The organism is Leptospira alstonii serovar Sichuan str. 79601 (genome assembly GCF_000347175.1).
In the GTDB taxonomy this organism is placed as follows: Bacteria; Spirochaetota; Leptospiria; order Leptospirales; family Leptospiraceae; genus Leptospira; species Leptospira alstonii.
In genome coordinates this window covers 39,935-54,245 of the sequence record NZ_ANIK01000113.1, presented here as the reverse complement: position 1 = coordinate 54,245, position 14,311 = coordinate 39,935, and the positions used below count along the sequence as shown (strand labels likewise).

The following is a 14,311-nucleotide window of genomic DNA, read 5'->3' as shown; positions in this document are numbered from 1 at the left end:
ACGCTTTAGCAGAAGACAATCTAGTTCATGGTTCCTTTACAAACTGGATGACAGGAACTCTTCTACAAACAATCGGGGGCGTACCTGCAAATGCCACCCTTGCGATTTCCGCTCTTTCCTCCGCGAGTAGAACGATCAGTTTCACTTGTTCAGCGGCGAACTCCAGTGGTTCTCTTTCGGGAGTGAAAGTTCGTTTTTACAAACATCGACTGCCTGATGCGATTCAAGGAACTACCATTACCAATCAAGTGCGACATTTTGCTATGCAGGGACGGGGATTCGTTTCTGTCATGGATGCTGATAGTGAATGGATCGGTGGTTTAAGAAGAAGGGATCGGTTTCAGGGGCATAGACATGATTCGAGTACTACTGCTTCCAATAATACGGGTTTTGGGAATGGATGGGGTGTGACTACTGCCGAAGTATATATTCCCAGCGGAGTAAAGGTTGAATTACCAATCTCCGACGGAACCAACGGAACTCCCCGTACAGGCAAAACAACCGACGCTCGGGGTATATCAGCTTTTCCTTATGTGTTTGCAAAAAGGGTGCTATGAAAACAAATTTCTTCAGTGCAAAAGTGTGTGCGCAAACCGGTTTTCAGAGTTGTGCGTAGATAGTAAGAAGAATATCATAAAATTGCACAAAATAAAGTTCGCATGCGGATCTTATAAAAACCCGCATGCGAACTTTTAATCTCACTTTACCAAAATGTCAAGCTGCGTAATTCAACACTTAGCTCCCGATGGTTTGCTTCGACGTAACTGACCGCCACGTTTTCTTGTGTCAAGTTCTAATATGACGCGTCAACCGAGGTCGTCCTATTTTTTCGCAGATTTAAGAATTAAAGGAAAGGTTTACTTCCTTAAATCAAAAAAATTAGTATTCCTTTTCAAGGATGACCCATTCCAAACATGTTGCAAAAGAACTGTGGAGAAAATAATTGTCTTTACCGTAAAGTTTATATTTTCTTTACTTATTCGTATTCTATTAAACCATAGAAAACGTTATTCAAAATGAATAACGCAAAGTCCCTAAGGGAGATTTTAATCCTACAAACTTTGAAGAAAGAAACATTGGGCTCTTAAAAAAATTGAAAATGGAGTCCGTATTCTCAAAAACAAACGGATAGGATTTAGTTTCAAAGAAAACCCATTTCGTAAAAATATTTGTATGCTTGCTATACTAATTTCCACTGTCTTGTCGTTGTATATCTTTCTTTCCTTCGGAAGCTTTGCTGAAAGAGTTTTGAAAATAAAATTTCAATTTACGGATAAATTTTTTATAGGTTTATCCGTAACGAACGCCTTTGTATCATTTATATCCTTATTTTTTCCGATTACAACATTAGTGCTGATTGTCTTTTTGATTTTCTGCTCCACGCTTTTATATTTTGTAAAGGAAAATTTGAAGGTATTAGCGTTTAAATTCATTCATAAAGGTCTCGTTCTTGCCATAGCGGCTCCCGTTATTTTATATGCTCTGATCTTTTCCTTAAATCCTCCGTTTGCATATGATTCGGGGCTCTATCACATTCAATCTATAAAATGGATCGAAGAGTATGCGGTCGTTCCCGGTCTTGCAAATATACACGGAAGATTCGGATTTAATCCCAATGTATTTACGATTTTTGCACTTACCTCCTTAAGGGATGTTTTTAATCAGGAAATATTCTCTGTGAATTTTACCGTTTATTCAATATTAGTTTTGCATTATATAAATAGAATTTATGCGATTTCAAAACAGGAAGGATTTACGAACTCGTTCTTGCTAAATATCGCCGCATTCGTCATAATATTGGATCAGATTGTAAATTTATCATCGCCTACACCGGATCTTATTTCCATTGTATTTCCTTTGTATATTCTGACAAACTTACCCAAAACTGGAAGTACCGGATCGGATTTAAGTTTGAAAAATTATTTTCCGTCTATCATTTTATCCGTATATACGATCAGCGTTAAATTGGCAACACTGCCGCTTTTTTTATTAGTTTTCATATTAATTATTAAATTCAGGTTCGAGAAAAAAAAATTATTACTAATAATGTCAGTTATATCGTTCCTTCTTTTACCTTGGTTGACTCGAAATATTATCTTATCGGGTTATTTGATTTATCCATTTCCCGCAATCGATCTTTTCGATTTCGATTGGAAGGTTTCGATAGGAAACGTTATTTCCGAAAAATTAGCCATAACCGGATGGGCAAGAAACCCAGGTGAAGGATACATAGAAGCTTCTCGGATGAATTTTTGGGAATGGTTTCCAATTTGGTGGAGAAATAGGTCGATATTTAGTCGACTCATTTTTTTCGTATCGTTCCTATTTCCGGTGTTGGCGTTGATTCTTACTATATTTAAAAAAATAAAAATAAATTTTCAAACATTCCTCATACTTTCCACTTCCTCGGTCGGCATAATCTTTTGGATTTTTCTCGCACCTGATCCGAGATTCGGTAAAGCATTTCTTGGAGTTGCAGCGATTTCACCGCTCTTTTATTTAGATTTTAGAATTAAATTTCATTGGATAAACCGTTTGAAGAGGCCATCAAAAGTAATTTTCATTTTTTGCTTAATCATAATTCTCGTTTCACTGCTGAATCACAGAACTTATAATAGGCTTAAACGATTCGTTGAGGAAAATTCCGCTTTTTTCGTTCGTCCTCGAAAAATTGAAATTCCTCCGAATCTGGGTTTCAAAACGATTAATGTTAAAGATTTGGAAGTTTTTATTCCCGCGGAAGGAGATCGGTGTTTCGATCATAAGATCCCATGTATGCCTTATAAAAATGAAACACTTACTTTAAGAGGAAAAACTCTACAAACCGGATTTAAAAACATTCAAAATCCATAATGAAGTCGTTCCAATTCGGAATCCAGTGGAAGTTGCGAAAAACCAAAATCAAATAAAAAAGGGACGATGATTTCTCATCGGCCCTTTCTGAATCGAATCGGATTTCCGGTTGATTGGTTTTATTGTTGAGGTGCGGAAGTAGCGAAACGGAAGGTAACTCTTCTGTTTTTAGCGTCTTTCGCATCGAGCCCGGAAACAGGTTCGGAAGAACCGGCGCCTTTCGTAACGATACGGTTTGCGGGAATTCCTTGTTTGATCAGAGCTTGTTTAACTGCATTGGCGCGAAGTTCGGAGTAAAAGATATTCCCTTTTTTAGCGCCTTCAGCTTGCTCGGGACCGATCGCATCGGTGTGTCCGGTAATTTCAAGAGCGTAGCTATCGGGAAGTTTTCCAAGACCTTCTTTGATTACCGGAGCGTTTACTTTCGACCACTCGCTGAAATCACCGGCGGTAACATCCGCTTTTTTGTAGCTGAATCCGGGACGAGTCATTCCGTCCGGATATCTAAATTCCTTAATTTGTTCGTTTAAGGAATCGGCGATCGCTTCGGGAGAATTAACGTCGACGTTTCTGTTTGCTGCAGCGGACTGCTCTTGCCCGGATGGCTCAGGAGCGGCAGTTTCCTCTTTTTTTTCAGCGGAGGAGCAAAGAGTGAATGAAAATGCAATTGCACCGAGCAGAATCAGATTCAAAATCTTTTTGACCATGTTTCTTTCCTTCCTTAGATCTAAGGGGTTTTGGTTTCAGTGTGTCATATTAAGGTTTAGGAAGGAAAATGGAAACTGTTTTTTTAGAGTGCTAAAAACGCGTGAAGTAAAAATCTGGAATCCTCTTTTATTTTCAATGAACATAGAACTAAAAGCAGAGGTATTGGAAGAATTTTCCGGAAATCGATTGGATCGATTCCTGAAATGTTCATTCGGGGACGAAGTATCCCGTGCAACGATTCAGAAATGGATTGAATCCGGGTACGTTCGCAATCAAGACGAGAAAGTTTTCGGCAAAAGTTCCTGGAAGGTGAAAACCGGCGAAAGATATTTACTTTCCATTCCGCCAAGGCCTCCCCTCAACTTGGAACCGATCCCGATGGACTTACCGGTCGTTTTGGAAAGAGATAATTTTCTAATCATTCACAAGCCCGCCGGAATCGCAAGTCATAGTGGACCGGGTGATCGTTCTCCAAGTTTAGTCAACGGACTTCTCTATCATTTTAAAGAGTTGTCAAAAGCGGGAGGAGAAGCAAGACCCGGAATCGTACATCGATTGGATAAACCCACGGAAGGATTGATTCTCATCGCCAAAAACGATCGGGCCCACGGAAAACTTTCCGAACTTTTCAGGAAAAGAGAAATCGAAAAAAAATATTATGCTTGGGTTCAAGGACATCCTCCGGAAGAAACGGGAACCATCGATCTACCGATAGCAAGACATCCGGTAGAAAGATTAAAGATGACCGTATCGCCGAAAGGAAGAAGATCGATAACACATTATAAAGTTCTAAAATACATCAACTCTCGTTCCGGAAGAAAGTTCAGCTTTGTAGAAGTGGGATTGGAAACGGGAAGGACCCATCAAATCAGAATTCATTTTCAAAGTCAGAGATGTCCGGTCGTAGGAGATTTATTGTATTCGAGAGCGGGGTCCCAGTTCGAATCGTACGGATTACAACTATTATCCTACTATCTCAAATTCGAGGATCCGTTTACGGGAGAATTGATCGAAGCGACTCTTCCTCTCGGCGAAAGATTTCTTAGGTTCGAGAAGAATGCTCCGCTATTCTGACCTGAATTAGGTTTTGATCCTTACGATCCGCAAGAACCGGAAAATTTTCCCTATAATCCAGAATCGATTTTTTATAAGCCTTGTAAAATAGAATCGTTTCCGCGTTCTCACCGGCGTCCTCAAAGTCTCCGTTAGGCGCCACCGCAAGAGAATGCCCGTTGTGATGAACGCTTTTGTTGTGTCCCGCGATTCCGATCCGATTGACTCCGAAAACGTAAGCCTGATTTTCGATGGCCCTCGTTTTTAAAATCAGTTCCCAGTGATGAATTCTCGGAATCGGCCAGTTTGCGTGAACGGTGAATATATCCGTTTCACCGGCGAGTCTCCGAAAAATTTCCGGAAAACGAATATCGTAACAGATAAAAGGAGTGATCCTAAAACCGTTCAAATCGTAACCGACTATTTCGGAACCGGAACTGTAATGACGATCCTCGCCGCCGAAAGTGAACGGATGAATTTTAGAATAACGTAATACGATTTCCCCGGTCGGACTAACGACGCTGACTGTGTTGAACGGTTTTCCTTTCGGGTTTTTTCGGATCCAACCCGCGCAGATCGTAGCCCGAGTATCTTTTGCGATTTCTTTTAAAAAGGTTTCGGTCGGGCCTTCGTCCTGTTCCGCGATCCTTTCCGATCTCATCGTAAATCCGGTCGCAAAGGTTTCCGGAAGCAAAATCAAATCCGGATTTTCGTCCGGCTTTTTTTCAAGCGTGGAGTGAATCAGATTTCGAACGTGTTCGTAGTTCGTTTCCTGATTTTCCCAAGAAAGATCGCATTGTACAAGAGCGACGTTCAGTTCACCGTGGTTCAATTTTTTTCCCCCTTCGATTCGTTTTTATCCTTCTGAACAAAAGTTTCGGTATCGTTTTCATTCTTTCGAACGAAAGGTTTTTTCGAAACGCGATGGTACTTAGGACGAATCGTAATTTCCGTAAAACCTAAATTTTCCGGACCGGAAAGGGCGTATTCGAACGCATTCAGAATTTCGGAAACGTTCAGATAAGAATCCGGATCGGAATCTTTTTCGAAATCCAGTCGTTCGTAAAACTCGGTATCTACGATATCCGGATTGATGCTTATAAATTTGACTTCCGATTTTCGAATTTCTTCGAATAAATTTAATCCGAAATGCCTGAGTCCGGCCTTGGTTCCGGCGTATGCGGCCCCTCTAACGGATTCTTTCAAGGCCGAGATCGAATGAATTTGAAAGATCCAACCTTTATTCCTCTTTAGATCCCTCAGAAATAATTTAGTGATTAAAATCGGGGAAACAAAATTGACGACGAGCATCCTTTCCAATTCTTCGAAAGGGATTTCCTCATGCGGAGAAAAATTACCTAAACCTGCGTTGTTTACCAAGATTTTCAGAGGAGGTTCCTCTTTGAGAATATTCAATAATTTGAATTCGATTTTCTTTGTGTCGGAAAGATCCAGTGCGACGTGTTTATACAAAAGGGAATTTTTTAAAAGGGAGGAGTTCGGTTCCGTTCTCGAAATTCCGATTACTTTGTAACCCTTGGAAACTAAAAGTTCCGAAATCGCTTTTCCGATCCCTTTGGAGGAGCCGGTTACGATCGCCAAAGAGTTGTTAGTTTTTAAGTCGGTATTCATTCGGATTTCATTTCGCTTGCGAGTAACCTGTGGATTTTTTCCCGAGGGACGAATTTTTCGAGTTCATTTTGGACGATTGTGAACATTTCTTTTTCCAATTCTTCCGGGTAGGATTTTACTCCTGCGCGAGTATTCATCGGAAGATAAAACAAGTAGGAATCGGGTCTTCGTTTTTTGGAATTCTTAAAATAATCCGAATTCATCCGAAAGGATCCAAGACTGATCTCCCTCAGTTTTTCTCCCGGAATTTCCTCGAAAATTTTTCGAATCAATTCCGAATAAACGGATTTCCAATTCGGGACGTTCAAGATCGGATCGATACAAATACGAACCTGCCAGCCCGCGTTCAAGGCGTTCTTGATATTTTTCAATCGGGACGAAAGCCTCGGAGTCAGCGGTTCGTGTTCCTCAACCGCGGAGTCCGGCGAAAGGGTCCAAGCGAGGATAACGTTCGGAGTCGGTTTCAGATCGGAGATGGATTTGAAATTGGCGCTTTTGGTTCTGATTTCAACGATCAGATCCGGATTCGAGTTCGCAAATAAAATCCATTCTTTACAATATCCTAATATATTTTCCAACGCCAAAAGGTCCGTATCGTAGGAAATACAAAGATAAAGAGGATTGGAAAGTTTGAGTTGTTCCTCTGTTTTTCGGATGTATTCTTCGTTGTTTACGAAAATCACCATATTTGCGGAGGAATACATTCCTTGAAGATAACAATAGGAACAATTGTAAGGACAATTTAAAACAAGAGCGTTGTAATAAAAAAAACGATAACCGAAGTCGGGAGCGACTCCCGAACCGGAATACAAAAATTGTTCTTTCCGTTTTGCTAATATGAGTTTCGGACTTCTTTTCTGTGCCTGAAAATTTTGAGAGGAAGGATTGAATACTTCCTTGTAGGAATCGATCGGAATCGTAACCGATTCGGGAAACTTGGAAAGAATCTCCAAAGTTTTCGGATGATCCTTTGCGGAATCTTCCACATAAATATGGGAGAATCTTTTAGGACTGGTAGAATTGTTTGAGTGCATGTAGTCCCTTTTTACCTTCGTCTCTCGTTTTGACTCCGATTTTTTCCGAGTTCAAGATTCCGATCGTACTCTTCAAAATATCAAGACCTTGTTCCGGGGAATTTCCGGTTCTGATTTTATAACCGATCATCCAGTCTTTCAATTGAATCGTTTCCGTTTCCGATAAGCGTAAAATTTCGGACATGATTAAAAGAGCGGAAGTTTCATCCTGTTTGAGATCGACTCCGTTTCCTTGGGAAATCGGAATCGACAAAATCGAAAGAATATTCGGAAGCGCCTCGTTGATTCTAAGAGAAACTTTATCGGCGGCTCCGATTTCCGATTTCGTAAAATGATCCGAAACCGTTTTAACGATCCGAATTTTATCCGAAGAAAAGAATTTTCTGGAAGCTTGAAAAAAGCCGAAAGCTTCCATGTCGACTAACGTGTCCGGGAGTTCGGAGGTTTCGCTTTCGAATAAGGGTTTATCTACGGTCAACAAAGTCGATTCGAGGATCGGAGATTTAAAAAGAATATCCGGATAAACGCTTTTGGACGAACCCTCGTCCGTGATTTTATGGATTAAAAAGGATTCTCCGATTTTCGAAAATACTTTCGGCGCGCCGCAGATTCCGAAATTCAAAATCCACGAAGAAGCTATAATCGAATTTTTGAATTCGTTTAATAAAAATGCGACGGACATGGCCGAATGAATTTTACCCGTTCCGGAAACGACCAACGTATAACTTTCGTTTTGGAAGACCGGAAAGGGAGTTTTGTCCCGGAAAATTTTCAACCCCAACGTTTCGATCAAGGGTTTCGCTTCCGAGAAAAGTGCGACGGAAATAAAAATCATCTTTCTTTCTTGATATCCGGAAGTAGAATTTGGGACAAGAGAGAAATCATCGACTCGAAAGAAAAGGAACCTTTTATGGATTTGATTGAAAATGTAAAAAGGGAATTTTGGCCGAAATTAAAATCCGTAATGTCCAAGATACCGTTTACGGAAGATCTTGTGGCGTTATATTATTCCATGATGGATTCGGAAACGCCTCTTCGAACCAAACTTATCATCGCGGGCGCATTGGCTTATTTCATTTCTCCGATCGATGCGGTTCCGGATTTTATTCCGGGCGCTGGATTTCTGGATGACGCCGGAGTGATTGCGGCCGTACTGGCAAGTGTTCAATCGGCGATTCGAGAAGAACACAGAGAAAAGGCCAGAAAATTCTTGGAGAAAGAATGAGTTTAGACAACGAAATCAAAATCAGATACGAACATTTCCTGAACTTTGTTCCCAAGGTGATGGAATTTTTGGCAACCACGCAGGAAGAGGCCGATCTTGAAATCGTTTACAAAGGAGAAATCGATCTCGTAACGAAAGCGGATCAGGGATCCGAAAAGAGAATCATCGACGAAATCGAAAGAATGTTTCCTGAGGACGGAATCTTAGGAGAGGAAGGAACCGATAAAAAAGGAAGTTCCGTTTTTAAATGGATCATAGATCCGTTGGATGGAACGATCAATTATTCTCATAAACTTCCTTTGTACTGCGCGTGTATCGGTTTGGAAAACCTGGAAAACAACGAAGTTGTAATGGGAATCGTTCCGCTTCCCGCGATGAACGAAATCTATCACGCTCGCAAAGGTTACGGGGCGTTTAAAAATCAAAAACGAATAACCGTTTCCAAAACGAAAGTTCTGAAACAATCCTTGCTTTGTACTGGCTTTCCGTACGATCGGGAAAAGAAAATAGATCGTCTTATGTTTTTTTATAGAAATTTTTTATTGAAGACGAGAGGCGTTCGAAGGACCGGAGCCGCCGGACTCGATCTTTGTTGGGTCGCCGAAGGAAGGTTCGACGCGTTTTGGGAGGAAGGTTTAAAACCTTGGGATATGGCTGCGGCCTCCGTGATTCTCGCCGAAGCGGGCGGAAGGATGTCGACTTACGACGGTAATACGTTCACTCCTTATATACCGAACTTGGTTGCGAGTAACGGACACATTCATGAAAAGATGATGGAAGGAATGGGAATGGGGGATTATCTCTACGACTTGAGTTAGGAACAAGCTCATAAGTAAATTATAATATAGTATAACGAAGTTTTAATGACGCGAGTTTGGCGTAAAAAGCTGGGCGAATCCAGCCCTTGGCTTTGCCAAGGCTGGACCGCGCTTTCTGCTCTGATCAACAAATTGACGGATCGTTCGAAAAGCGAAATTCTTTCGTCATTCCAATTTGTTGATCTCGCTTCAATCGCTTTCGCATTGATTATATCACTTCCTGACAACTTTTTCTAGGATGCACAAGGTCATCTGACTCCTAGTGCGCTCCTGCAAATTTCCATCAGGTTTTTAGGACAAATTTCTCGTATAATTTTACGGGTAATTGTTTAAGATATTTTAAATTAGACTATTGAAATGTAACTATAAACCTACCGCTTAAGGTCTCATGTATGTAAGCGGATAATCGCCAAAAGAGCTTCCTATAAAATTAAGAACTCGAATATTTTTTCTGAATCGTCTTATCGATCAATCGAAGCAATTTTTCTTTAACGGTTTTCGGATTGAAATTTTGTTCCACGTATCTTTTTCCGTTTCCGCCCATTTCGATCGATTCTTTCGGATGATTCAAAAGGTAATCCAAGGTCGCAAAGAAACTCTTTCGATCGGAATAAAAAAGTCCGCCGTTGCTTCTGAGGCAATGCCCTTTGAGAACGTCCGATCTGCCGTTGACGAGTGCCGGTTTTCCCATTAACCAACCTTCCATGAGAACTATGGAAAAACTTTCCAAAGGAGAAGAGTTGATCAAACAGGCGCAATCCTGAAGAAGTTCGAGTTTTATTCCCTCTTCGACGAATCCTAAAAATTCTATATTTTGATTCTCTAATATTTTAATCGGGATTTTGGAGACGATCTTTCCGGCGATTTTGAGTTTGTGAGGAAGCTCCGTATTCTTTTTCCATTCCGCAAACCATTCCGCCATTTCCAAAAAACCCTTACCTTGATCCACGCGACCGACGTAGAGTAAAAAGGGAACTTCCTCCGAAGTGGAAGAAATTTCTCGCGAATCGGGAAGTTTCGAACTCGCTTGCGAATTCGAGTTTTTTACGTTTTTTGAGGAACTTGAGGTTTTGGAATTTTCGGATGGATTTGAACTTTCTAAAACATCGGGATCCTTTTTTGAAATCGATTCGTCCAAGTATCGATCCAAGTCGAGATTCATTCCGACGATCGAATAGGTACTCGGTTTGTATCCGAGAATCTTCCGAAAAACCTCCAATTCCTCCGGGGTGTTGAACGAATACGAGCTTTGGTCCGTTAGAACTTCCTTATATATTTGCAGATAAGCCGGAGCCTCGTCGTGAAACGTGGGAATAACTACGGATTTTTCCGCGACCAAAGGTAACCCGAAAACCAAAGGATAATAAAGATAACTCACAAAGAAAAAAAGATCGTATTCGCTTTTTCTAAATTCGATAAATTGAATCAGTTCCGGAACGTAAGGGCCTTGTTCCCGTAACCAACGATGGACGTTTTCCTTGTTTTGCTGAGCCAAAATTTTTTTGGAAAGTCGATCGAATCTTTCGATGTTTCTTTGTTTTTCAACGGTGAACTGAACGACCTTATATTTTCCGCCCAAGGAAGCGGATCTTTTTTCGAACCGGATCGGTTTGGATGGATTTGTTCCTTCGTGGAATAAATTTTTCTCTTCAATCGGGATCGAATTCTTCCAAGTGATATAATCCAAACTGCGAGTCGTTAAAACGGTGATTTCGAAGTCCGCGGCCAACAATTCCACGAATTGAAAGATGAGTTTTTCCGATCCTCCGGAAACCTTGTCCGAAAAAATCGGAGAAACGACCGCGATCTTTTTAAGAGAGGGTTTCAATGGTTTTCTTAAGAACGGATTTCGAATCCGTTTTTTTGAATTCTTTCAAACGAAGGTCTTGGCTTGTTAAAATTTGATTTTGAAAAGGAACGTCGGTCAAAATCTTATCGAGCAAAATTGCAAGGTCCGGAAATTTTTTTTCCGTAAAAATAATCCCGGCGCCGTTCAAAGTTTCGGGAACCGCTCCTCCGGAATAGGCAAGAATCGGAATTCTATGAACCATGGCTTCGATCAAAGGAACGCAGAAACCTTCGTGTTCGCTCATGGAAACGAAAACGTCCGCTTCTTGATAGAGATTGTTGAGTTCGACGTCGGAAAGAAAACCGGTGATCAATACGTTCTTTCTCAGATCGTAAAAGTCCAACATCCTTTCCAATTCTTCCCGATAAAGATACAACTCCCTCGAACTGAAACCGGCGAGATAAAATTGAAATCGATCCGAAATCATGGACTTATACGCGTAAGCAAGTCGGATTAAATCGTCCTGTTTTTTATTGGGAGTAATCCTTCCGACAAATAGGATTTTTTTGACGGCAGAATTCGATCTTTCGATTTTCGGAAAATTTTCGGAAAGTTGATACGTGATAGGAAGGATTCCTACATTCTGAAATTCTAATTCTTCCAATTCTTTTTGATTGAACTTGGAAACCGCAAAGACGAAATCGAATCTCTCCTTCATTTTTTTTAAATCTTCTCTTCCTTTTTTTAAAAGGTAGCTCATCTTTAAGTCGTAGGATTCGAAAAAATGATGCGGAGTCACGTTATGGTAAATCAGAATTCTGGGGGATCGGAAACTTCTTAAAAAATCGAACACTCCCGAATGAATCGAATGATGATAGAATAGAATATCTTTCGAGGATTTGCCGTATGTTTTATACTTTTTTACGAAAGGAAGTTTGGACGCGCCTATGTTTTCGGAAAATATATCTCCTTTATATTCCAAATCTCTTAAGTAGTTTCGGATTTCAAGCATTTGGTTGCTGATCGCGTCGCCCGGATTAAAACCCGCAGAAAATTGCTGAACCTGCCTCATACCAGAATTTTCTCACTGAAAAGATTTTCGAACGGAAAAGCATTGTATTCTTTGGCGATTTTCTGTTCCTTTTCCGAGATCTGTTCGCGTAACGTTTTCTTTTCCAAAAGGTTATCGATCAGAGCTGCGAGAAGACTCATGGCGGAAGAGGATTTATTTTTGAAAAGAATTCCTCCGGTTTTCATCGTATCCGGAGTCGCTGCCGCGTAATAAGAGATCACGGGAATTCCGGCCCCGAACGCGTCCAAAACGGGAATGTTGAATCCTTCGTGTTCGCTCATACAAACGTACAGATCCATGGAGTTTAAAAAGGACTCCATTTCGGTATCGTTCGCGTTCAGACGAATTTGAACGTTTCCAGTCAGTCGTTTGCGTAAAATGATCTTTTTAAGAAAATTATAATATTCTTCGAAAATCCGAGGCACGTTTCCGCAGATTAGGAGTTGAACGTTTTGTCTGAATTTTAAAATCGATTCGAGTAATTCCAAAAGGTCTTCCGTTTTTTTATTGGGTGAAAACCTTCCGATAAATCCGATCGTAAATTCTCTTTTGTCCTTTGTGATTTTTTCCCGAATCGAATACTTCTTTACGATGGGAAGAACGAGCGTGTTTACCGCTCCGAGGGATTGTAGGAAGTTCGCATTAAATTGGGAAGAAGGTAAGAACAAATCCGTTTCGTTTTTAAGCGAATATAATTCCAACAAGGAACGTTTTTCTTCGAGTTGAAGAGTGTTGTAAATTTCGGGACTTACGAAATTCTTAAAGTAACTCGCCGGGGTAAAACTCTGGTAACGAACGATTTTTTTTCCGGGAAGATTTCGAAACCAATTCAGGGGATAACCGCAACCTCCGTAGTTCAGAATGTGCACGTCGTTCCGAGAAAAATGAGAAGAAGTCGGATGAACTTCGATAGGAAAGGGTTCTTTCGAAAAATTTTTGAGACAAACGACGGAGTTCGAAACCTTTAAGTTTTCGAGAACGTTTCGAATTCCTTTGATATCGTTTCCGATTCCGTCTCCGTCCCGAAATTCGGTGACGTGTTGATAAACTTTCATTTTCGAAACGAAAGAACGGTGAAACCGTCTTCCGATTTTTTTTCTACGATGTTCCTAAAACCGAGTTGTTTGAGATAATCCCGGATCAGAGGTTCCTGAATTTTCGTAAGTCTCAAGGGCAAAAACGGGGAGGGATAATTGGAATTCTCGTTTGAAAATCGGAAACGAATTTCCGTTCCGGATGAAACGTGGAGGCTGAGGGCCCTGAGTGTTTTTTCAATCAGCCAATGGGGATGAATCGATAAATTCTCATATATTATAACTTTAGAATATTTTGAACAATCGCCTGGGATGGAACCTGGTTCTTCCAGTTTGACGTTTGTCGTTATCGAATTTCCTATAAATTCCGAGCAGGATTTGTTCCAGCTGACCGAATCGAATTCAAAACCCGATTTTAAAAGTTGTTTGAGTATCTTTCCCCAACCGGGCGATAAAACTAAAACTTTTTCGGAGGGATCGATGGATTCCAATAGGAAGTTTTCACTTTCTTCGATCGAATCTTCCGAGTATAAATTTTCATTGGCCCAAAGAAATTCGGGCCTGACTTCTTTTCCGACGGCTTGGTTCAATTCTAAAAATTCGGAATAAAAAGATTCCATTTTTCTTTTCAGATTTTGATTTTCACAGCGGATTAAAATCAATTCGTGTAACACGCTGTAAAAGGCGCGGGTTCTGTTTTCGGAAAGTTTTTTATCTAAAAAAGAATAGAACTCCGCAAAACGAATCAAAAGCCATTTGAGCGGTCCGCGTACGAATCGAAGTTTAGGATTGGAAAATTTCGGAGGAGCGATTCCTTTTTCAAAAAGATGAGCGATTTCCGCGGGATCGAAATCTCTGTAACCTTCCGGACTTGGGGGTGAGAATTTCCAATGAGTGAGTTTTTCTATATCTTCTTTTGTGGAAGGATTTTTCTTGAGCTTGGATTCGATTTCTTCCATGATCTCGCGCACGTTGATCCTAGAATCTCTGATTTCGAATAGTTCCTGAAATTTATCTTCCATGCTCAAAAGGGGAGAGAATTTTATTCGATTGTTTTTTATTCATTTTCTAAAACAACAGTATTTTTACGGAA

13 protein-coding genes and 1 pseudogene are annotated in these 14,311 nt (G+C 40.6%); 5 read left to right on the top strand and 9 right to left on the bottom strand.

The genetic code is table 11. From position 1 onward, the window contains the following. Together LEP1GSC194_RS18745 and LEP1GSC194_RS22770 are read left to right on the top strand one after the other, a co-directional pair. Positions 1-557 (top strand): annotated as a pseudogene (locus LEP1GSC194_RS18745) (hypothetical protein); the annotation flags it as partial. Between the two features lie 616 nt (positions 558-1,173). Then, positions 1,174-2,853 carry an LIC_10190 family membrane protein gene (locus LEP1GSC194_RS22770; RefSeq protein WP_036043767.1) on the top strand — a complete coding sequence of 560 codons (1,680 nt, stop codon included), beginning with the start codon at positions 1,174-1,176 and terminating at the stop codon, positions 2,851-2,853. Between the two features lie 119 nt (positions 2,854-2,972). On the opposite strand, the gene loa22 is transcribed toward LEP1GSC194_RS22770, so the two are convergent. Further along, on the bottom strand, positions 2,973-3,560 hold the full coding sequence (loa22, locus tag LEP1GSC194_RS18735; protein WP_020775038.1) for an OmpA family outer membrane lipoprotein Loa22: 588 nt from the start codon (positions 3,558-3,560) through the stop codon (positions 2,973-2,975). A 136-nt stretch (positions 3,561-3,696) separates the two neighbouring features. Between loa22 and LEP1GSC194_RS18730 the strand changes: the two genes are divergently transcribed. Continuing rightward, positions 3,697-4,635 carry an RluA family pseudouridine synthase gene (locus tag LEP1GSC194_RS18730; RefSeq protein WP_036043775.1) on the top strand — a complete coding sequence of 313 codons (939 nt, stop codon included), beginning with the start codon at positions 3,697-3,699 and terminating at the stop codon, positions 4,633-4,635. Here the strand turns inward: LEP1GSC194_RS18730 and LEP1GSC194_RS18725 are convergent. The 4 genes from LEP1GSC194_RS18725 to LEP1GSC194_RS18710 are packed head-to-tail and all read right to left on the bottom strand — an operon-like array spanning position 4,604 to position 8,115. Continuing rightward, a complete protein-coding gene (locus LEP1GSC194_RS18725) occupies positions 4,604-5,446 on the bottom strand; it encodes a carbon-nitrogen family hydrolase (protein WP_020775051.1) in 843 nt (280 codons plus the stop codon). The genes LEP1GSC194_RS18730 and LEP1GSC194_RS18725 overlap by 32 nt on opposite strands. Next, complete coding sequence (locus LEP1GSC194_RS18720; protein WP_017809529.1) at positions 5,443-6,246, bottom strand: SDR family oxidoreductase; 804 nt, start codon at positions 6,244-6,246, stop codon at positions 5,443-5,445. Before LEP1GSC194_RS18720 ends, LEP1GSC194_RS18725 begins: the two co-directional genes overlap by 4 nt. Continuing rightward, complete coding sequence (locus LEP1GSC194_RS18715; protein ID WP_020775054.1) at positions 6,243-7,280, bottom strand: SPL family radical SAM protein; 1,038 nt, start codon at positions 7,278-7,280, stop codon at positions 6,243-6,245. Before LEP1GSC194_RS18715 ends, LEP1GSC194_RS18720 begins: the two co-directional genes overlap by 4 nt. Next, complete coding sequence (locus LEP1GSC194_RS18710; RefSeq protein ID WP_017809528.1) at positions 7,252-8,115, bottom strand: 5'-methylthioadenosine/S-adenosylhomocysteine nucleosidase family protein; 864 nt, start codon at positions 8,113-8,115, stop codon at positions 7,252-7,254. The genes LEP1GSC194_RS18715 and LEP1GSC194_RS18710 overlap by 29 nt, the downstream gene beginning before the upstream one ends. A 75-nt stretch (positions 8,116-8,190) precedes the next feature. Here LEP1GSC194_RS18710 and LEP1GSC194_RS18705 point away from each other — a divergent pair, with 75 nt between their 5' ends. After that, positions 8,191-8,505, top strand: coding sequence for a YkvA family protein (locus tag LEP1GSC194_RS18705; RefSeq protein WP_036043773.1), 315 nt, complete (start codon positions 8,191-8,193; stop codon positions 8,503-8,505). After that, positions 8,502-9,323, top strand: coding sequence for an inositol monophosphatase family protein (locus LEP1GSC194_RS18700; RefSeq protein WP_020775067.1), 822 nt, complete (start codon positions 8,502-8,504; stop codon positions 9,321-9,323). The genes LEP1GSC194_RS18705 and LEP1GSC194_RS18700 overlap by 4 nt, the downstream gene beginning before the upstream one ends. A 430-nt stretch (positions 9,324-9,753) precedes the next feature. On the opposite strand, the gene LEP1GSC194_RS18690 is transcribed toward LEP1GSC194_RS18700, so the two are convergent. The 4 genes from LEP1GSC194_RS18690 to LEP1GSC194_RS18675 are packed head-to-tail and all read right to left on the bottom strand — an operon-like array spanning position 9,754 to position 14,240. Then, on the bottom strand, positions 9,754-11,151 hold the full coding sequence (locus tag LEP1GSC194_RS18690) for a glycosyltransferase family 4 protein (protein ID WP_020775056.1): 1,398 nt from the start codon (positions 11,149-11,151) through the stop codon (positions 9,754-9,756). Continuing rightward, positions 11,135-12,184, bottom strand: a complete 1,050-nt coding sequence (locus LEP1GSC194_RS18685) for a glycosyltransferase family 4 protein (protein ID WP_020775025.1) — start codon at positions 12,182-12,184, stop codon at positions 11,135-11,137. Before LEP1GSC194_RS18685 ends, LEP1GSC194_RS18690 begins: the two co-directional genes overlap by 17 nt. Then, positions 12,181-13,239, bottom strand: a complete 1,059-nt coding sequence (locus LEP1GSC194_RS18680) for a glycosyltransferase family 4 protein (RefSeq protein WP_020775052.1) — start codon at positions 13,237-13,239, stop codon at positions 12,181-12,183. Before LEP1GSC194_RS18680 ends, LEP1GSC194_RS18685 begins: the two co-directional genes overlap by 4 nt. Next, the gene (locus LEP1GSC194_RS18675; RefSeq protein ID WP_017808166.1) at positions 13,236-14,240 is read right to left on the bottom strand and encodes an LIC_10202 family protein; all 1,005 of its coding nucleotides are present in this window, start codon (positions 14,238-14,240) and stop codon (positions 13,236-13,238) included. Before LEP1GSC194_RS18675 ends, LEP1GSC194_RS18680 begins: the two co-directional genes overlap by 4 nt. Positions 14,241-14,311: the final 71 nt, after the last annotated feature.